The 17,032-nt window shown below is 69.9% G+C and carries 20 protein-coding genes; 13 read left to right on the plus strand and 7 right to left on the minus strand.

Features of this window, described 5'->3' with window-relative positions:
• Positions 1 to 215 precede the first annotated feature (215 nt).
• Positions 216 to 1,127 carry a LysR family transcriptional regulator gene (locus AC5LXX_RS06295; protein ID WP_493410834.1) on the minus strand — a complete coding sequence of 304 codons (912 nt, stop codon included), beginning with the start codon at positions 1,125 to 1,127 and terminating at the stop codon, positions 216 to 218.
• A gap of 161 nt (positions 1,128 to 1,288) precedes the next feature.
• Here AC5LXX_RS06295 and AC5LXX_RS06300 point away from each other — a divergent pair, with 161 nt between their 5' ends.
• The gene (locus tag AC5LXX_RS06300; protein WP_493410835.1) at positions 1,289 to 2,209 is read left to right on the plus strand and encodes a pyridoxal-phosphate dependent enzyme; all 921 of its coding nucleotides are present in this window, start codon (positions 1,289 to 1,291) and stop codon (positions 2,207 to 2,209) included.
• 243 nt (positions 2,210 to 2,452) lie between these two features.
• Here AC5LXX_RS06300 and AC5LXX_RS06305 read toward each other — a convergent pair whose 3' ends face one another.
• Both AC5LXX_RS06305 and AC5LXX_RS06310 read right to left on the minus strand, forming a co-directional pair.
• The gene (locus tag AC5LXX_RS06305) at positions 2,453 to 3,532 is read right to left on the minus strand and encodes a DUF2242 domain-containing protein (RefSeq protein WP_493410836.1); all 1,080 of its coding nucleotides are present in this window, start codon (positions 3,530 to 3,532) and stop codon (positions 2,453 to 2,455) included.
• A 116-nt stretch (positions 3,533 to 3,648) separates the two neighbouring features.
• Entirely contained in the window at positions 3,649 to 4,542 is an 894-nt protein-coding gene (locus tag AC5LXX_RS06310) for a LysR family transcriptional regulator (RefSeq protein ID WP_493410837.1), read from the minus strand.
• A 108-nt stretch (positions 4,543 to 4,650) separates the two neighbouring features.
• Between AC5LXX_RS06310 and AC5LXX_RS06315 the strand changes: the two genes are divergently transcribed.
• Together AC5LXX_RS06315 and AC5LXX_RS06320 are read left to right on the plus strand one after the other, a co-directional pair.
• Positions 4,651 to 5,406 (plus strand): TerC family protein, encoded by a 756-nt coding sequence (locus AC5LXX_RS06315; protein ID WP_493410838.1) that lies wholly within the window; start codon positions 4,651 to 4,653, stop codon positions 5,404 to 5,406.
• Positions 5,407 to 5,465: 59 nt separating this feature from the next.
• Positions 5,466 to 5,768, plus strand: coding sequence for a TFIIB-type zinc ribbon-containing protein (locus AC5LXX_RS06320; RefSeq protein ID WP_493410839.1), 303 nt, complete (start codon positions 5,466 to 5,468; stop codon positions 5,766 to 5,768).
• A 111-nt stretch (positions 5,769 to 5,879) separates the two neighbouring features.
• On the opposite strand, the gene AC5LXX_RS06325 is transcribed toward AC5LXX_RS06320, so the two are convergent.
• Both AC5LXX_RS06325 and AC5LXX_RS06330 read right to left on the minus strand, forming a co-directional pair.
• On the minus strand, positions 5,880 to 6,293 hold the full coding sequence (locus tag AC5LXX_RS06325) for an Hsp20/alpha crystallin family protein (RefSeq protein WP_493410840.1): 414 nt from the start codon (positions 6,291 to 6,293) through the stop codon (positions 5,880 to 5,882).
• A 16-nt stretch (positions 6,294 to 6,309) separates the two neighbouring features.
• Positions 6,310 to 6,750: an Hsp20/alpha crystallin family protein gene (locus AC5LXX_RS06330; protein WP_493410841.1), complete on the minus strand. Its 441-nt coding sequence runs from the start codon at positions 6,748 to 6,750 to the stop codon at positions 6,310 to 6,312.
• Between the two features lie 246 nt (positions 6,751 to 6,996).
• Between AC5LXX_RS06330 and AC5LXX_RS06335 the strand changes: the two genes are divergently transcribed.
• A complete protein-coding gene (locus AC5LXX_RS06335; protein ID WP_493410842.1) occupies positions 6,997 to 7,914 on the plus strand; it encodes a 3-hydroxyacyl-CoA dehydrogenase NAD-binding domain-containing protein in 918 nt (305 codons plus the stop codon).
• A gap of 34 nt (positions 7,915 to 7,948) precedes the next feature.
• On the opposite strand, the gene AC5LXX_RS06340 is transcribed toward AC5LXX_RS06335, so the two are convergent.
• Together AC5LXX_RS06340 and AC5LXX_RS06345 are read right to left on the minus strand one after the other, a co-directional pair.
• Positions 7,949 to 8,230 carry a DUF4148 domain-containing protein gene (locus AC5LXX_RS06340; RefSeq protein ID WP_493410843.1) on the minus strand — a complete coding sequence of 94 codons (282 nt, stop codon included), beginning with the start codon at positions 8,228 to 8,230 and terminating at the stop codon, positions 7,949 to 7,951.
• A 167-nt stretch (positions 8,231 to 8,397) separates the two neighbouring features.
• Positions 8,398 to 9,246: a LysR substrate-binding domain-containing protein gene (locus AC5LXX_RS06345; protein WP_124453986.1), complete on the minus strand. Its 849-nt coding sequence runs from the start codon at positions 9,244 to 9,246 to the stop codon at positions 8,398 to 8,400.
• Positions 9,247 to 9,577: 331 nt separating this feature from the next.
• Here AC5LXX_RS06345 and madL point away from each other — a divergent pair, with 331 nt between their 5' ends.
• From madL to mdcH, 9 genes are all read left to right on the plus strand, one after another.
• Positions 9,578 to 9,973 carry a malonate transporter subunit MadL gene (gene madL / locus AC5LXX_RS06350; protein ID WP_493410844.1) on the plus strand — a complete coding sequence of 132 codons (396 nt, stop codon included), beginning with the start codon at positions 9,578 to 9,580 and terminating at the stop codon, positions 9,971 to 9,973.
• A gap of 11 nt (positions 9,974 to 9,984) precedes the next feature.
• Positions 9,985 to 10,752 carry a malonate transporter subunit MadM gene (gene madM, locus AC5LXX_RS06355; protein ID WP_124453984.1) on the plus strand — a complete coding sequence of 256 codons (768 nt, stop codon included), beginning with the start codon at positions 9,985 to 9,987 and terminating at the stop codon, positions 10,750 to 10,752.
• Between the two features lie 132 nt (positions 10,753 to 10,884).
• Entirely contained in the window at positions 10,885 to 12,531 is a 1,647-nt protein-coding gene (gene mdcA, locus AC5LXX_RS06360; RefSeq protein WP_493410845.1) for a malonate decarboxylase subunit alpha, read from the plus strand.
• Between the two features lie 10 nt (positions 12,532 to 12,541).
• The gene (mdcC, locus tag AC5LXX_RS06365) at positions 12,542 to 12,856 is read left to right on the plus strand and encodes a malonate decarboxylase acyl carrier protein (RefSeq protein WP_226107894.1); all 315 of its coding nucleotides are present in this window, start codon (positions 12,542 to 12,544) and stop codon (positions 12,854 to 12,856) included.
• The gene (locus AC5LXX_RS06370; RefSeq protein WP_493410846.1) at positions 12,853 to 13,788 is read left to right on the plus strand and encodes a biotin-independent malonate decarboxylase subunit beta; all 936 of its coding nucleotides are present in this window, start codon (positions 12,853 to 12,855) and stop codon (positions 13,786 to 13,788) included. The genes mdcC and AC5LXX_RS06370 overlap by 4 nt, the downstream gene beginning before the upstream one ends.
• On the plus strand, positions 13,775 to 14,482 hold the full coding sequence (gene mdcE / locus AC5LXX_RS06375; protein ID WP_493410847.1) for a biotin-independent malonate decarboxylase subunit gamma: 708 nt from the start codon (positions 13,775 to 13,777) through the stop codon (positions 14,480 to 14,482). The genes AC5LXX_RS06370 and mdcE overlap by 14 nt, the downstream gene beginning before the upstream one ends.
• On the plus strand, positions 14,469 to 15,137 hold the full coding sequence (gene mdcG, locus AC5LXX_RS06380) for a malonate decarboxylase holo-[acyl-carrier-protein] synthase (protein WP_493410848.1): 669 nt from the start codon (positions 14,469 to 14,471) through the stop codon (positions 15,135 to 15,137). Before mdcE ends, mdcG begins: the two co-directional genes overlap by 14 nt.
• Positions 15,134 to 16,000, plus strand: a complete 867-nt coding sequence (gene mdcB, locus AC5LXX_RS06385; protein WP_493410849.1) for a triphosphoribosyl-dephospho-CoA synthase MdcB — start codon at positions 15,134 to 15,136, stop codon at positions 15,998 to 16,000. Before mdcG ends, mdcB begins: the two co-directional genes overlap by 4 nt.
• On the plus strand, positions 15,997 to 16,929 hold the full coding sequence (gene mdcH, locus AC5LXX_RS06390) for a malonate decarboxylase subunit epsilon (protein WP_493410850.1): 933 nt from the start codon (positions 15,997 to 15,999) through the stop codon (positions 16,927 to 16,929). The genes mdcB and mdcH overlap by 4 nt, the downstream gene beginning before the upstream one ends.
• Positions 16,930 to 17,032: the final 103 nt, after the last annotated feature.

The following is a 17,032-nucleotide window of genomic DNA, read 5'->3' on the forward strand; positions in this document are numbered from 1 at the left end:
ACGCATCCTCTCTTTGGCACGAGGGTTGGATGCGGGCGCAGTATATTTCGGCCCGTGGCAATTCGAATGGGCGTTAAACGACCGTTTTTGGTGTCAATTTGAATATTCCGGTGCCGCGGTATGGGTCGTCGGGCTTTTGCAAGATTTTTTGTCAGCACGGCAGGCTTGCCCGACCCGAAGCCGGGCGGATCCGGCATTCGGCTCATGGCTCACGATCAACCCGTCTCGCCGGCCGCGTCGCGCACGGCCGCGAGAAACCGCGCGACGATCGGCGACGGTGCCGCCGCCGCGCCGTCGAACACGAATTCGATATCGAAGCGGCTCGCCAGCTCGTCGAGCGCGACGAGCCGGACCGTGTGCGGGCAGGTCGGCGACGCGCTTTCCGGCACGAACGCGCAGCCCATCCCCGCCGCGACGAGGCCGATCAGCGTCGGGATGTCGCTGCCGACCTGCGCAATGCGCGGCGTGAAGCCGGCTTGTTGGCACTGCGCCATCAGGAACCGGTGGTGCGCGGCCGAGCGCTGCGCATCGAACCAGACGAACGGTTCGCCCGCGACGTCGGCCAGCGTGCGCGGCGCCTCGAAGCGCCCGCCCGGCGGCGCGGGCATCGCGAGCACGAAGCGGTCGCTCAGCAGCCGCACGCCCGACAGGTGCGGCGCCTCGTCGCGACGCCACGCCATGATCCCGGCGTCGAGCTGGCCGCGCATCAGCGCGCTCGCCTGTTCGGCAGACAGCATCGGCGCGATCGACAGCTTCACGTCCGGGCACGCGTCGCGAAACGCCTTGAGCACGTTCGCGACGATCGGTAGCGGCAGGCAGTTCGGCAGCGCGCCCAGCCGCAGTTCGCCGAGCTGGCCGGCCGCGCTGCGCAACGCGCGTTCGCGGCTGTCCTGCAGCGTCGCGAGCAGGCCGGTCGCGTCCTTCAGGAAGCTCGCGCCGGCGGCCGTGAGCGTGACGCCCGTCGCGCGGCGGACCAGCAGCGGCGTGCCGATCGCGTCCTCGAGTTCGCGGATCTGCCGCGACAGCGCGGGCTGGACGATGCCGGCCGCGCGGGCGCCGGCCATCACGCTGCCGGCTTGCGCGACGGCCACGAAGTAGCGCAAGTGACGCAGTTCGATCTGGCGCATGCGGTGTTCGCTCCGGTTTGTCGATATACCTGACAAGCATAGCAAACGCTATTGGATGGTATTGGAAAGCATGACTGGCCTACCGTACGATGATCGTCATTGCCGCACGCGCTTGCTCGCGAGTCGCGTGCGCTTCGTCCGTTCCCACTGCGCCCCGTCCCATGCCGCTTCATATCCCGACCCCTTATATCCGCTCGCAAATCGTGTCCCGCCGGCTCGGCCGGACCATCCGGCTGAAGCTCGATGCGCTGCAGCCGTCGGGCTCGTTCAAGCTGCGCGGCATCGGTGCCGTGTGCGAAGCGCGGCACGCGGCCGGCGCGCGGCGGTTCGTGTCGTCGTCGGGCGGTAACGCGGGTATCGCGGTCGCGTATTGCGGCCGCGAACTCGGCGTGCCGGTGCTCGTCGTCGTGCCGGAAAGCGCGTCCGCCCGTGCGCGCGAACGGATTCGCGTCGAAGGCGCGGAAGTGGTCGTGCATGGCGCGAGCTGGGCCGAGGCGAACGCGTTTGCGCAGTCGGCGCTCGGCGAGCACGACGCGTTCGTCCATCCGTTCGACGATCCCGTGCTGTGGCAGGGCCACGCGACGATGATCGACGAGATGGCGGCGGCCGGACCGAAGCCCGCTGCGGTTGTGGTCGCGGTCGGCGGCGGCGGGCTGCTGTGCGGCGTGCTCGAAGGGCTGGCGCGCAACGGCTGGCACGACGTGCCGGTCGTCGCGGCCGAAACGGACGGCGCCGACTGCTATGCGCGGTCGCTTGCGCAGGGGCGCCCGGTCGAACTGGCCGCGATCGCGAGCATCGCGACGTCGCTCGGCGCGAAGCGGCCGTGCGATGCGGCGGTCGAATGGGCGACACGGCACGAGATCCATCCCGTCGTCGTGTCCGATGCGGACGCGGTGGCCGCATCGCTGCGGTTTCTCGACGAACACGGGATCGTCGTCGAACCCGCATGCGGCGCCGCGCTGGCCGCGCTCGAGCTGCCGGTGCCCGTGCTCGAGAAGGCGTCGGACATCGCGGTGATCGTCTGCGGTGGCGTGACGGCGTCCGTCGAGCATCTGCAGACGCTGCGCGCGACGTTGCGGTAAAACGCCGCGCAAGCGAGCAGGGCGGTCGGGAAAGCGCGGGCGGTCAGTAACGCTCGGGTTGCGGCGGCCGCGGGCATCGGCTGCGCAGGGTATGTCGCGTTGCGTCGGCGTGATTGCGCCGTCGGCATCGCGCGGCCCGGCCGGAAGTGCGGAAATCGCGTTGGAGAATGGTGCGCAGGGAGCGCGTATCGTCGCGCTGCACCGCGTGCGGCCGGACGCGACGATACGGGACGGCGGAGCCGGTCAGTTCGCGGCCGGAGCGCTCGCGCCGGACGGTGCCGACGATGCGACCGGGTTGGCGGCGGCAGGCGCGGGCGATGTGCCCGACGGGGCAGACGCCGAGGCGGGTGCGGAGGTTGCGGACGCAGGCGCGGGCACGGACGAGGCCGGCTTGGCAGCGGTCGGTGCCGAAACGGCAGGCGTCGATGCCGCGGCGGCAGGCGCCGCCGTCGGGCTGGAAGCCGATGCAGGTGCGGAAGCAGAAGCAGGCGCGGACCCGGAAGCTGCAACCGGTGAAGCCGCCGACTGCGAACCGGACGCCGCTGCCGGTGCGACAGCACGCATTGCAGCCGGTACAGCGACAGCCGACGCCGCGGCCGGCACGGCATTCGCACCTGATTCGGGCGCCACGCCCGGCACGGAAAGCGGGACCGGCGCCGCGGGCGGCGTCGGCACGACCGGCGTCGTCATCTTCATCGGTTCGCCTTGCGGCGTCGGCGCGGGTTCGGGCAGCGGCGCGACGGGCTCCTTCTCGGCAGCCTTCACGGTGGCGCGATCGCGGCGCGCCGGGTCGATCTTCAGGAAATGGTCGACGAGATTGAAGAAGCGCTCGTAGAACACGCCGGCCGGAATCGTCTCGCTCGCGGTCTTGACGAGCGCATCGTCGCTCGACCCGATCGGCAGCGACAGCGAGCCGAACACGCTCAAGCCGACGCTGGCCGACGTATTCGACTTCTTCAGCGTGTAGCGGTCCTGCACCGCGTTCACGTACGCGATGCTCGACGTGCCGTCGGCATTCGCATCCGCGCACACGACGTGAAATTCGATCACGACGTGCATGTCGTTGCTCGGCTGGAAATTCTTGCTGCCGTCGACCGCGTCGTTGCGCGACGACGACACCACATAGCCCTGGCTCAGCAGCGCGCGCCGCGCGGCCTCGCAGGCCGCGTCGGATTTCGAGTGGAACGTATGCGCATACGGGCTGCTGGTCGCGTCGAACTGTTCCTGCTGGTAGATCGGCTTGGGCGGCGACGAGCACGCCGCCAGCACGGCCGCGGCCGCGAGCGCGCACGAAACGGAAAACAGGCGAAGTCGGTTGTGCATGGCGTCTTTCAGAAGGCTTGGCGAGAGGTCGCGCAATGGCGGTGCCCGCGATGATGCGCGTGCACATCTCGTAAGGCCGGGGCGCCATTATAGTTTCGTTTGATGTCGCGCTCGCTTCAGTCGGCCGGCGCAACGCGCGCCGCGGCCAGCAATTGCGACGTCAGCGGGTGATGTTCGCCGCGCCGCGAGCGGATCGCGTGGATCTCCTCGGTCACGTCGCCCGCGCGCCCGAGCCGCCGCAATCCGCGCAGCAGCGACGCATCGTTCGCGCCCAGTTCGCTCAGCGGAAACACGCCGAGGCCGCGCGCCGCGAACACGGCCATCAGCGCGCTGTCCTCGAATTCGCCGGCCACGCGCGGCACGATCCGTTCGCCTTCCAGCCACAGGTCGAGTCGGGCGCGCAGCGCCGAATGCGCGGTCGGCAGCAGCACGGGCAGGTCGGCCAGGCACTGCGGAAAGTGCTGCCGCGCGGCCGGCGTGACGAGCGCCGCGGGGCCGTACCAGTCGACCGGCGACGCGACGAGCCGCTCGCTCGTCACGCGTAGGTTCGACCCCGACGGCGCACCCTGGCCGGCGAGCACGAGATCGAGATGATGCAGCGCGAGTTCCGCGAGCAGCGCATCGTGTTCGCCCTCGTGGCACAACAGCCGCAGCGTGGGCGTGTCGAGCACGGGAGCCAGGATCGCGTGCGCGGCGAGCTTGGAGATGCCGTCCGCGAGCCCGACCGCGAGCCGCACGGTCGGCCGGCTGGCTGCCGCGCGCACTTCGTCGGGAATCAGCCGCCCCATCTCGAAGATGGCCTCCGCACGCGCAAACGCGGCCTGGCCCGCGTCCGTCATCGTGACGCCGCGCCCGGCCGGGCGCAGTAATTGGTGCCCGAGCGATTTCTCCAGCTCGCGCACCTGCGCGCTGATCGTCTGCACGGCCATGTCGAGCCGGCCGGCCGCGCGCGCGAAGCCGCCTTCCTTCACGACGACCCAAAAATAGTACAGATGTCGAAAATTGAGCATCGGATCGATATATCGTAAAAACCGAACCTAAAATCAGATTCTCTCTGATTTTTTCGAAGTTCGGGGCGGCCTATCATCAGGCTTTCCACTTTCGTATCGGCCCACTCCATGGACTACCTGCTGACGCTTGCCGTCGACCCCGCCGTCTGGGCTGCGCTCCTGACGCTCGTCGTGATGGAAGTCGTGCTCGGCATCGACAACCTGATCTTCATCTCGATCCTCAGCAACAAGCTGCCTGAAGCGCAGCGCGCCCGCACGCAGCGCCTCGGCATCGCGCTCGCGCTGGTGATGCGCCTTGCGCTGCTCGGCAGCGTCGCGTGGATCGCGAGCCTCACCGAACCCGTGTTCACGCTGTTCGACCATGCGTTCTCGTGGCGCGACATGATCCTGCTGTCCGGCGGCCTGTTCCTCGTGTGGAAGGCGACCACCGAGATCCATCACCACGTGTCGCACGACGGCGGCGGCGAGGGCGGGGCCGGCGGCGCGGCCGGCCTGACGGTGTGGGCAGCGATCGGCCAGATCGTGATGCTCGACATCGTGTTCTCGATCGACAGCATCGTGACCGCGATCGGCATGACCGAGCACATCCCGATCATGTTCGTCGCCGTGATCGTCGCGGTGACCGTGATGCTGTTCGCTGCGCAGCCGCTCGCACGCTTCATCGACCGCAACCCGACCATCGTGATGCTGGCGCTGTCGTTCCTGGTCGTGATCGGCATGACGCTGATCGCCGAAGGTTTCGGCTCGCACGTGCCGAAGGGTTACATCTACGCGGCCATGGCGTTCTCGGCATTCGTCGAGGGCATGAACATGCTGGCACGGCGCGCGAAGGCGAAGCGCGCGGCGCAAGTGGAACGCGACTGAGCCGGCTCGCGTGCCTCGTACGGAATCCAGATGAAATTCGCACCGAAAGGAGAAACGCGATGAAATGCCCTGTCTGCAAGACGCCCGACCTGCTGATGGCCGAGCGCCAGTCGATCGAGATCGACTACTGTCCGACGTGCCGCGGCGTGTGGCTCGATCGCGGCGAGCTCGATAAGCTGATCGCCAGCGAGACCGGCGATGCGCCGGCCCGCCGCGACGCCGCACCGACGCAGCACACGGCGCCGGCGCAGCGCGGCCGCGACGATGGCTGGGGGCGCGACGGCCGCGTGCACGACGAGCGTTACCGGCACGACGGGCAGCGTCGCAAGAAGTCGGTGTTCGACCTGTTCGATTTCGATTGAATCTGTAGCCCGCGTGTCTGAACGCGCGCGGCACAATGCAAAAAATCCCCGCCCGGCATCGCGCCGGGCGGGGATTTTTCATGTGCGTCGCGTTAGGACACGTGTCAACACTTACGCGTTGCCGGCCGTCACGTCGATGCGGCGCGGCCTTGTTTCCTCGCGGCGCGGAATCGTCAGCGTCAGCACGCCGTCGCGCAGGTTCGCGTCGATCCGCGACGTGTCGAGGTCGGGACTCAGCACGAACGTGCGTGCATAGCGTGTCGAGCGAACTTCGGCGTGTCGCACGCGCAGGTCTTCCGGCGTATCGATGTGCGTGCCGGCTTCGATCGTCAGCGTGTTGTCGTACACCTTCACGTCGAGGTTCTCGCGCGGCACGCCGGGCAGGTCGGCCCGCAGCGTGACGCCGCGATCGTTTTCGACGATGTCGACGGCCGGCGTGATCGCGGGCCGGCGCGCGGCCTCGGCGGCGACGGCAGGATGAACGGTGTTCGTTTGGCGCTCGGCCAGGGTCGGGTTCGTATTCATGTCGGTATCCTGAAGGTTACTGAACGGTGATCGCACGCGGCTTCGAGGCTTCGCGCCGGCCGACGCGAATCAGCAGGCAGCCGTTCTCGTAGCGCGCGCTGACCTGGTCGGGATCCGCGTCGCGCGGCAGTTCGACGACACGGCGGAACGCGCCGTGAAAGCGCTCCTGCGCATAGGTACGCACGTCTTCGCCTTCGGCACGCGGCGCCGGTTTGCGCTCGCCGCTGATCGTCAGCAGGTCCTTGTCGATCGACACGTCGAAGTCGCCCGCGGCCATGCCGGGTGCGAACGCAACGATCTCGATGGCTTCGTCGGTGGCGCCGACGTTGAGTGCGGGAAACGCGCCCGGACGCACCGCGCGGATGCCGGACGGGCGCTCGCCGAGCAGGTTCGCCACTTGCCGCTGCATGCGGGTGAATTCGTCGAACAGGTCGTAGCCGTGATGGATACCGCTCATGTTGGTCCTCCTGAACAGGGAACACGGGAGACGTGACGGCGCGACGCCTGCGGCGGGCGCGACGGGTGGCTCCACTGGATCGAAACGGGGGCCGTGCAAGCGATGAAGCACGGCCCGACGACGGTTAATTAGTGGCCGCTGCCGCGCATTTCAAGAGGGCATCCGCAATCTGCGTCAACACATGCGCAGAGGATTCGATGCGACAATCGCCGCGAGCGATCTGCAGACCAACCACACGGGACAATCATGGACATTCGACGTATCGCGATCGTCGGCGCCGGCGTGATCGGCGCGAGCTGGGCGGCTTTCTATCTGACGCAGGGTTTCGACGTCGTCGCGACCGATCCGGCGCCGCAAGCCGACGCGCGGCTGCGTGACGCGCTGGCCGCATTTCTCGGCGAGCGGGTCGCCGAACTTTCCGCGCGGCTGTCGTTCGACGCCGATCTCGTGCGCGCGCTCGACGGCGTCGACTTCGTGCAGGAAAACGGCCCGGAACGGCTCGACCTGAAGCGTGCGCTGTACCGGCAGATGGACGACGTGTTGCCCGCGCATGTGCCGATCGCGTCGAGTTCGTCGGGCCTGAAGATGTCGGACATCCAGTCCGCGTGCGCGAAGCATCCGGAGCGCTGCCTGATCGCGCATCCGTTCAATCCGCCGCACCTGATCCCGCTCGTCGAGCTGGTCGGCGGCGACGCGACCGGCCAGGACGTGATCGCGCGCGTGAAGCAGTTCTACGATGCGCTCGGCAAGCAGACGATCGTCCTCAACAAGGAGATGACCGGCCACGTCGCGAACCGGCTCGCGGCCGCGCTGTTCCGCGAGGTGTATCACCTCGTCGGCGAAGGCGTCGTGAGTGTCGCCGACGCGGACAAGGCCGTCGCGTGGGGGCCCGGCCTGCGCTGGGGGCTGATGGGGCAGTGCCTGACCTATCACCTCGGCGGCGGCGCGGGCGGGATCGCGCACTTCCTCGAACACCTGTCGGGGCCGATCACGAGCTGGTGGGACGATCTCGGTACGCCGTCGTTCGATCCGGAAGTCGACCGCAAGCTGACCGACGAACTGCGCGCGATCCAGGGCGAGCGTTCGATGCAGGAACTGGCGGCCGAGCGCGACCGCTTGCTCGTCGAGCTGATCGACGCACGGCGCCGCAGCTTCCTGCCCTGATCCTGATCCGGTCGTGCCGGCGCGGCGGCGCCGGTCATTGCTGCGACGTCGCCTGGCCGGCCGGCGGCACGTGAGCCAGCCAGGCCGGGCTCGCGGCCTGCACGAGTTCGCGATTGCGTGCGCGGGTCGCGGCGTTCGGCGGATAGTTGCTGTCGTTCGTCGGCAGTTCGCCGTCGAGATAGGCCTGCTTGAGCTGGTCGATGACTTCCGCGCGCGTCAAGCCCTGTTGTGCGGGCGCCGACGCGTCGGTCTGGGCAAAGGCGGGGGACAGCAGCGCGGCTGCAGCGGTCGCGACGGCGAATCGCAAAACGTTCATGGCGGGCTCCGATCAAGGGGACGGGGAACCGGACGTGCACGGCGACCTGCCGTGCGTTCCGATGGGTCCCATTGTCGCGAGCGGGTGCTGCGCGGACGATGACGCGTTCCGGGCAAAGCTGTCAGGTGCGGGCGCGGCCGTGCCCGCGTGCGGCGCGCCCGGCGCGGTTACAGCTCGGCCGCGGCGGTGATCAGCGTCGCTTCGAGCGCGAGCGTCGAACGCGACGCGGCCGCCGGCCGGTCGATCACGTATTCGAGTTCGCCGAGTTCGGGCAGCCCGGCGTCGAGCCGTGCGAGCCCGGCCGGGATCACGTAGCCGGCGAACGCGCTGACGCCGAGCCCCGCGCTCGCGGCCGCCCGCAACACCGCGACGCTGCTGCTGACCACCGCGATCCGGTACGGCCGCCCGACGGCCTCGAGCGATTCGAGCACGCGGCGGCGCGAGACGCTCGGCTCCGGGTGCATCGCGAGCGGCAGCACGGTTTCATGGCCGGTGAGTCGCGATTCGGGGCCGGTGCACCAGTACAGCGGTTCGCTGCGGATCACGCGGCCGCGCCGGCTGCCCGCGATGCGCTTCGCGAACACGAGATCGTGCCGGCCTTCGTCGAGCGCGTCGAAGAGGTCGCCCGACAGCCCGGTCGAGATCGCGAGCTCGACGTCCGGGTTGCGCTGCACGAAGCTCGCGAGCGCGGCCGTCAGGTGCGCCGACGCGAAATCCTCCGACATCGCGAGCCGCACCTTGCCCGACAGCGGCGGCCCGCAGACCGACGTGACGGCCTCGTCCATCAGCTCGAGAATGCGCACCGCGTAACGGAACAGCGCGTCGCCGTGCTGCGACAGGTGCACGTTGCGCGTGTCGCGCTCGAACAGCGGCCGGTCGAGCAGTTCCTCGAGGCGGCGGATGTGCTGGCTGACGGTCGATTGCGACAGGCTCACGCGCTCGGACGCGGCGGTGAAACTGCCGGACTGGGCGACGGCGACGAAGCTGCGCAGCAGCTCGGGCGGTAACGGACGCATTGCTAAATCCACTGAATCGGTTTCGACAACTTCATAAATGGCCGGATTTTGCGGCGCTAGTATCGGATCACGCGCCAGTGCGGCCTCCGCGAACGGGGCGTATCGGACGCGTAGCCCGTGTCGCGCCGCCGGCTGCTTCGGTCAGTCTAAGCCATCCGGCGTCCGGCCCGAAACCGCATCATCCCATCGACCCCGAGAACGTGCTCGCACGACGAGCCGCCGGGCCGCGGCGCCCCCGCCGCAGGAGACACAAGTCCGCGCCCGGGATCGGCGTGCGGGCCCGGTTCCTGCGTGCGTCCGGCGCCCGTCACGAAGAGACTGGAGACGACTCATGATCATCTACGGAACCGCGCTGCTGGCGTTCTGCCACCTGGCCGGACTGTTTCTCGGCGACCTGCTCGGCAGCGCGATCGGCGTGAAGACCAACGTCGGCGGCGTCGGCATCGCGATGCTGCTGCTGATCTACCTGCGCCTGTGGCTGCACCGGCGCGGCTGGCTGCCGAAGGAGACCGAGGCCGGCGTCGGCTTCTGGGGCGCGATGTACATCCCGGTCGTCGTCGCGATGGCCGCGAACCAGAACGTCGTCGCCGCGCTGAAGGGCGGCCCCGTCGCGCTGCTGGCCGCCGTCGGCGCGGTCGCGATCTGCGCATGCTGCATCGCGGTACTCGTGCGCACCGGGCGCGACGACACGGCCTTCGCGGGCGTGCCGCAATTCGAAGAACAGTAACGGAGGCCGCCATGCTGCAGATGCTCGAAAAAACCGTCGCCCACAACGGGCTCGTCGCGTCGTTCGCGCTGGTCGGCCTGATCATGTGGCTGTCGTCGATCGCGTCGCGCAAGCTCACATTCGGCCGCGTGCACGGCTCCGCGATCGCGATCGTGATCGGTCTCGTGCTCGCCTACGTCGGCGGCGCATTCACCGGCGGCGAGAAGGGGCTGGCCGACGTCAAGCTGTTCGCCGGCATCGGCCTGATGGGCGGCGCGATGCTGCGCGATTTCGCGATCGTCGCGACCGCGTTCGAAGTGCAGCCGACCGAGGCGCGCAAGGCCGGGCTCGTCGGCGTCGTGTCGCTGCTGCTCGGCACCGTGCTGCCGTTCATCGTCGGCGCGTGCATCGCGCGCGCGTTCGGCTATACCGACGCGGTCAGCATGACGACGATCGGCGCGGGTGCCGTCACTTACATCGTCGGGCCCGTTACCGGCGCGGCGATCGGCGCGAGTTCCGACGTGATCGCGCTCAGTATCGCGACCGGGCTCGTGAAGGCGATCATCGTGATGGTCGGCACGCCGGTCGCGGCCAACTTCATGGGGCTGAAGACGCCGCGTTCCGCGATGATCTTCGGCGGGCTGGCCGGCACCGTCAGCGGCGTGAGCGCGGGGCTCGCCGCGACCGACCGCCGGCTCGTCCCGTACGGTGCGCTGGTCGCGACGTTCCATACGGGCATCGGCTGCCTGCTCGGGCCGTCGCTGCTGTTCTTCACGACGCGCGCGCTGGTCGGCGCGTAGCGCGTTGCGGTGCGGCCCGCGCGCGGGCCGCACCCATCGCGGCGTCCTCTGAGTCGCATTCGTCAACATCATCAATCGGCGGCGGCGCGAGGCTTAGAATGCCGCTGAACCATCGAAGCGGGAGAACTGTTCATGACGGGATGGAATCACGCGCGGCAGGCGCGCGATGCACGGCTCGCGGCCGGCGCGGCTTACGCGCAGGGCAAGCGGGTCGATGCGCGCGACACCGTCGCGTTGCTCGAAGCGGTGCTGCGGCCCGGCGACCGCGTCTGCCTCGAAGGCGACAACCAGAAGCAGGCCGACCTGCTCGCGACGGCGCTCGCCGACGTCGACAGCGCGAAGATCCACGACCTGCACATGGTGCAGTCGGGCGTCGTGCTGCCCGAGCATCTCGACGTGTTCGAGCGCGGCATCGCGAAGCGTCTCGATTTCGCGTACTCGGGCCCGCAATCCCAGCGCATCGCGAAGCTGCTGTTCGGCGGCAAGATCGCGCTCGGCGCGGTGCATACCTATCTCGAGCTGTTCGCGCGCTACTTCATCGATCTCACGCCGCAGGTCGCGCTGATCGCAGCGGTCAGCGCCGATCGCGACGGCAACCTGTACACGGGCCCGAACACCGAGGACACGCCGACCGTCGTCGAGGCCACCGCCTTCAAGGACGGCATCGTGATCGCGCAGGTCGACCGCATCGTCGACAAGGTGCCGCGCGTCGACATTCCCGGCGACCGCGTGCATTTCGTCGTCGAGGCCGGCCGGCCGTTCTACGTCGAGCCGCTGTTCACGCGCGATCCGGCCGCGATCACCGAAACGCAGATCCTCACCGCGATGCTCGCGATCAAGGGCATCTACGAGCCGTACGGCATCAAGCGCCTGAACCACGGGATCGGCTTCAACACGGCCGCGATCGAGCTGTTGCTGCCGACCTACGGTGAAAAGCTCGGGCTGAAGGGCAAGGTCTGCACGCACTGGGCGCTCAATCCGCACCCGACATTGATTCCCGCGATCGAGTCGGGCTGGGTCGAGCAGATCCACTGCTTCGGCTCCGAGGTCGGGATGGATGACTACATCCGCGCGCGCTCCGACGTGTGGTTCACGGGCCCCGACGGGTCGCTGCGCTCGAACCGCGCGTTCTGCCAGACGGCCGGCCTCTATGCGTGCGACATGTTCATCGGCTCGACGCTGCAGATCGACCTGTCCGGCCATTCGTCGACGGTCACGGCCGAGCGCATCGCAGGCTTCGGCGGCGCGCCGAACATGGGCAGCGACGCGCGCGGCCGGCGCCATCCGAGCGAGCCGTGGCTGAAGGCCGGCGCGGAAGCCGATCCCGACACGCCGGCGGCGCTCAGGCGCGGCCGCAAGCTCGTCGTGCAGATCGGCGAGACGTTCGGCGACAAGAACGTGCCGATGTTCGTCGAGAAGCTCGATGCGCTGAAGCTTGCCGACAAGCTGCAGCTCGACCTCGCGCCGATCATGGTCTACGGCGACGACGTCACGCACATCGTCACCGAGGAAGGGATCGCGAACCTGCTGATGTGCCGCGACAAGGACGAACGCGAACACGCGATCCGCGGCGTTGCCGGCTATACGGAAATCGGCCGCGGCCGCGACCGGAAGATGGTCGAGCGGTTGCGCGAGCGCGGCGTGATCCGCCGCCCGGAGGATCTCGGCATCGATCCGCTCGACGCCGACCGCCGCTGGCTCGCCGCGCGTTCGATCAAGGATCTCGTGCACTGGTCGGGCGGGCTCTATGCGCCGCCGGCCCGGTTCCGCAACTGGTGAGGAAAAGGGCATGGAACAGTTGAACTATCGCTTCACCGCGCGTGAACGCGCGAAGGGCGAGCAGGCCGCGGTGCTGGTCGGCGTGGTCGCGTCCGGCAATCTCGAGGTGCTCGTCGAGCGTGTGCTGCCGGGCAACGAGTGCGAGATCGACATCCGCACCGCGGCGGTTGGCTTCGGCGCGGTATGGCAGGCCGTCGTGTCGGATTTCGTCGAACGGCGCACGCCGGGCGGCCTGAAGCTGTCGATCAACGACGGCGGCGCACGGCCCGACATGGTGTCGTTGCGGCTCGCGCAGGCCGTGCGCGCGATCGAGGGGGACGCATGATGAGCGACGCGATCCACGACGCACCGGCGTTCGTCGCGAACGGCGCGAGCTGGTACGAAGCCTCGGCGCGGCAGCGTATCGACGGGCTGCTCGACGCGGGCAGCTTCGACGAATTCCTCGGGCCGGCCGAACGCGTGACGAGCCCGCACCTGCCGCTGTTCGGCCTGCCGCAGCAGTTCGACGACGGGATGGTGGTCGGCCACGGCCGGCTCGACGGCCGGCCGGTGTTCGTCGCCGCGCAGGAGGGCCGCTTCATGGGCGGCGCGTTCGGCGAGGTGCACGGCGCGAAGCTCACGGGGCTGCTGCGCGCCGCGCGCGAAGTCGGCAAGCCGGTGCTGATCCTGTTCGATACGGGCGGCGTGCGGCTGCAGGAAGCGAACGCGGGCGAGCTCGCGATCGCCGAGATCATGCGGGCGCTCGTCGACGCGCGTGCGGCCGGCGTGCCGGTGATCGGGCTGATCGGCGGGCGCGCGGGCTGCTACGGCGGCGGCGGCTTGCTCGCCGCGTGCTGTTCGGCGCTCGCGGTTTCGGAGCAGGGGCGCATCAGCGTGTCGGGCCCCGAAGTGATCGAGACCAATCGCGGTGTCGAGGAATTCGATTCGAAGGATCGCGCGCTGATCTGGCGCACGATGGGCGGCAAGCACCGGCGGCTGATCGGCGGCGCCGATCGTTACGTGGCCGATACGCCGGACGCGTTCCGCGCGGCGGCACTCGACCTGATCGGCCGTGCGCCTGAATTCGATACGGCGATGCTGCGCGCGGAGCAGGCGCGTCTCGAAGCGCGTGTCGAACGGTTCGGCGCGTGCAAGGATGCGCTCGACGTGTGGCGCTCGCTCGGGGCCGACAAGCCGGAAGCGATTCCGGGGATGCCCGACGAAGCATTCGCCAAGCTCGCCGACCAGTTACAGGAGCCGCAGCATGACGCTCGATGAAGTTTTGTACTCGCTGTTTCCCCGAGGCCGTTCGATTGCGCGTAATGGCGGCCTGCTGACGGGCCACGCGGAACTGGCCGGCACGCGCGTCGACGTGATCGGCGTCACCGACCGCTTGCCGTTCGGCATCGACGAGGCGCTGACGCTTGCGTCGCATGTGCTCGACACGATCGCGCGCGGCGGCGACACGCCGATCGTCGTGCTCGTCGACAGCGACAGCCAGCGGATGAGCAAGCGCGACGAACTGCTCGGCCTGAACGAAGGGCTGTCGCATCTCGCGAAGTGCCTGATGCAGGCCGATCTCGCCGGGCACCGGACGATCGGCGTGCTGTATGGCCACACGGCCGCCGGCGCGTTCATCGCGACCGCGCTCGCGACGCGCACGCTGCTCGCGGTGCCGGGCGCCGAGCCGGAAGTGATGGACCTGCCGTCGATGTCGCGCGTGACCAAGCTGCCGATCGACGTGCTGAAGGAAATGTCGCGCTCGACGCCGGTGTTCGCGCCGGGGCTCGACAATCTCGTGAAGATGGGCGCCGTCGATGGCGTGCTCGATCCGTCTCGTGCGCTCGACGCACAGGTCGGCGAATGGCTCGGCAAGCCGACCGACCGTATCGACCGGCGGGCGTCGCGCGGCCGGCCGGTTGCGACCGACGTCGCGCTGCGCGTCGAGGCACTCGCGCGTGCCGCACGCTGAGCTGCCGCTGCGCCGCCACACGCTCGTCACGCTGACGGCGGCCGGGTGGAGTGCGGCCTTCGCGCGCGACCCTGCGCTCGCGGGCGAGCCGCTCGTGCGCGCATGGGCCGAGCGCGGCTGGCCGCTGATCGTGCGCCGTGCGTCGCCGGATGAAGCCGATGCCCGCCGCGTGCCGCTCGGCCTGCCGCTGCCGCCCGCGGCAGGCAAGCGGCGCATTGCACTGAACGTCGCCGCCGACGTGCTCGCGACGGTCGGCCCGCTGCCCGCGCTGGCCGACGTGCTCGCCGCCGCACCCGACGCATGGCACGTGCCGCTGCGCGAGCTCGACGCGCTCGGCGCGCGCTGCGGCGTGCAGGGTCGCGTGTTCGGCAGTCTTGCCTGGCAGGCGCTGACGGGCGAGCGGTACCTGACCGCATCGTCCGATCTCGATATCGTGTTTCCGCTGCCGGCGGCCGAGCCGCTCGCCGCGCTGCTCGACGGCCTCGCCGCAATCGACGCGCACGCGCCGATGCGCATCGACGGCGAACTGCTGCGCGCGGACGGCGCGGGCGTCAACTGGCGCGAACTGCACGCGCGGCGGCCCGAAATCGCGGTGAAGACCGCGATTGCCGTCGAATTGATGGCGGCCGACGCCTTCACCGGAGGCACGCGATGAGCGCCTGGGCTGCCTGCCGCGTACCGGCGTTGTCCGATGCCGAGCGCATCGCCGCGCTGGCCGAGCGCAGCCTCGTGCTGGAGATCGAGACCTATCCGAAGCCGGGTCTCGTCAGTCACGTCGACACCGGCAGTCACACCGACATGGATGCCGCGACGTTCGCGCGCAGCGCCGCCGTGCTGCGGCCTTACTTCGCGGAACTGGCCGCCGCGGGTGCGCGCGATGCGGATATGGCCGTGCTGCGCAAGATCGGCCTGCGCGCCGAGCACGCGATGCTGGCCGCGACCGGCGGCGTCAATACGCATCGCGGCGCAATTTTCGGGCTTGGGCTGCTGTGCGCGGCCGCGGGCCGGCGCGCGGTGCCGGGCGCCGTGCCGGACGGGACGACGCTCGGCGCGTTCGTCTCCGGCCGCTGGGGCGTCGATATCCTCGGCGGCCCGCGTTTGCCCGACAGTCACGGCGAACGTGCGAGCCGCCGCTACGGCGTCGGCGGCGCGCGTCGCGAAGCGGCCGACGGCTTCGCGACCGTGTACGCGGTCGGGTTGCCTGCGCTGCGCGCGGCGCAGCGCGATCTGCCCGGCGATCCGGAAGCCGCACGCGTCGACGCGTGCTTTGCGCTGATCGCCGCGCTCGACGACACGAATCTGTTGCACCGGGGCGGGCAGGGCGGCCTCGATTTCGCGCGGGCGACCGCCCGTGCATTCGTCGCACGCGGCGGCGTGCGGGCGCGCGACTGGCGGCTGCGCGCGGCCGCCGCGCACCGTGCGTTCGTCGCGCGCCGGCTGAGCCCCGGCGGCGCGGCCGACCTGCTTGCGATGAGCGTATTCGTCGATGCGCTCGAAGCCGACGGGGAGGCGCGATGACGCTGGCCATCCTCTGTTCGGGGCAAGGCGCGCAACGCGCCGACATGTTCGATCTGACAGGCGCGGCGCCGCAGGCCGATGCGTTGTTCGCGCACGCCGGCCGGCTCCTCGGCGACGATCCGCGCACCTGGGTCCGGCAGGCCGGCCCCGACGCGCTGCGCGAGAACCGTGCGGCGCAGATCCTCTGTACGCTCCAGGCGCTCGCAGCGACCGCGCTGCTCGACGCGGCGTGGCCGCGCCGGCGCTGCGTCGCCGGCTACAGCGTCGGCGAGGTCGGCTCGTGGAGCGTCGCGGGGATGATCGAGCCGCATGACGCGCTGGACCTCGCCGACGCTCGCGCCCGTGCGATGGATGCGGCGAGCGGCGGCGACGAGCGGATGGTGTTCGTGCGCGGCCTCACGCGCGCGCAGCTCGCGCGGCTGTGCGACGGCCGGGAGGCGGCCATCGCGATTGCGAATCCCGGCGACGCGTTCGTCGTCGCTGGGCGGCAGGCCGACGTCGATGCGGTGGCCGACGCCGCCGCTCGCGCCGGCGCATCGCGCGTCGCGCCCGTCTGCGTGCGCATCGCGTCGCACACGCGCCGGCTCGCGGCGGCCGTACCGGTGTTTCGCGCGTCGCTCGCCGCGCCGCGCGTGCGGCGGCCGTTGCCCGGCACGCGGCTGTTTTCGGGGATCGACGGCGCGTCGGTGCTCGACGTCGACACGGGCCTCGACAAGCTCGCGCGGCAGATCGCGGAGCCGGTCGAGTGGGCGGCCTGTCTCGCCGCCTGCGTGGAGGCCGGTGCAACGGCGTTTCTCGAACTCGGACCCGGGCGCGCGCTGGCCGAGATGGCCAGTGGCGCGTATCCGGCGCTGCCGGCGCGCAGCCTCACGGATTTCCGTTCCGTCGACGGCGTGACGAGCTGGCTCGCGCGCGTCGCGGCCGGTTGATCAATGGCCCCGAAAACGGCCTGAAACACAGCCGCGCGACACGCGTTCCACACTGTGTGTTGCGCCGGCGCAGCAGCGTCGCAGCCGGTGCTTGCCACGCGAA

The sequence above is a fragment of the Burkholderia torrens genome (genome assembly GCF_984668525.1).

Excerpts from the sequence above, each read along its gene's own strand:
- AC5LXX_RS06335 (WP_493410842.1), top strand. The coding sequence starts at position 6,997 with ATGGACATTCGACGTATCGCGATCGTCGGCGCCGGCGTGATCGGCGCG.
- madM (WP_124453984.1), top strand. The coding sequence starts at position 9,985 with ATGCTGCAGATGCTCGAAAAAACCGTCGCCCACAACGGGCTCGTCGCG.
- AC5LXX_RS06330 (WP_493410841.1), bottom strand. The coding sequence starts at position 6,750 with ATGAGCGGTATCCATCACGGCTACGACCTGTTCGACGAATTCACCCGC.
- AC5LXX_RS06370 (WP_493410846.1), top strand. The coding sequence starts at position 12,853 with ATGATGAGCGACGCGATCCACGACGCACCGGCGTTCGTCGCGAACGGC.
- AC5LXX_RS06320 (WP_493410839.1), top strand. The coding sequence starts at position 5,466 with ATGAAATGCCCTGTCTGCAAGACGCCCGACCTGCTGATGGCCGAGCGC.
- AC5LXX_RS06340 (WP_493410843.1), bottom strand. The coding sequence starts at position 8,230 with ATGAACGTTTTGCGATTCGCCGTCGCGACCGCTGCAGCCGCGCTGCTG.
- mdcC (WP_226107894.1), top strand. The coding sequence starts at position 12,542 with ATGGAACAGTTGAACTATCGCTTCACCGCGCGTGAACGCGCGAAGGGC.
- AC5LXX_RS06310 (WP_493410837.1), bottom strand. The coding sequence starts at position 4,542 with ATGCTCAATTTTCGACATCTGTACTATTTTTGGGTCGTCGTGAAGGAA.
- AC5LXX_RS06305 (WP_493410836.1), bottom strand. The coding sequence starts at position 3,532 with ATGCACAACCGACTTCGCCTGTTTTCCGTTTCGTGCGCGCTCGCGGCC.
- AC5LXX_RS06300 (WP_493410835.1), top strand. The coding sequence starts at position 1,289 with ATGCCGCTTCATATCCCGACCCCTTATATCCGCTCGCAAATCGTGTCC.
- mdcH (WP_493410850.1), top strand. The coding sequence starts at position 15,997 with ATGACGCTGGCCATCCTCTGTTCGGGGCAAGGCGCGCAACGCGCCGAC.
- AC5LXX_RS06325 (WP_493410840.1), bottom strand. The coding sequence starts at position 6,293 with ATGAATACGAACCCGACCCTGGCCGAGCGCCAAACGAACACCGTTCAT.
- madL (WP_493410844.1), top strand. The coding sequence starts at position 9,578 with ATGATCATCTACGGAACCGCGCTGCTGGCGTTCTGCCACCTGGCCGGA.
- mdcA (WP_493410845.1), top strand. The coding sequence starts at position 10,885 with ATGACGGGATGGAATCACGCGCGGCAGGCGCGCGATGCACGGCTCGCG.
- mdcB (WP_493410849.1), top strand. The coding sequence starts at position 15,134 with ATGAGCGCCTGGGCTGCCTGCCGCGTACCGGCGTTGTCCGATGCCGAG.
- AC5LXX_RS06345 (WP_124453986.1), bottom strand. The coding sequence starts at position 9,246 with ATGCGTCCGTTACCGCCCGAGCTGCTGCGCAGCTTCGTCGCCGTCGCC.
- AC5LXX_RS06295 (WP_493410834.1), bottom strand. The coding sequence starts at position 1,127 with ATGCGCCAGATCGAACTGCGTCACTTGCGCTACTTCGTGGCCGTCGCG.
- AC5LXX_RS06315 (WP_493410838.1), top strand. The coding sequence starts at position 4,651 with ATGGACTACCTGCTGACGCTTGCCGTCGACCCCGCCGTCTGGGCTGCG.
- mdcE (WP_493410847.1), top strand. The coding sequence starts at position 13,775 with ATGACGCTCGATGAAGTTTTGTACTCGCTGTTTCCCCGAGGCCGTTCG.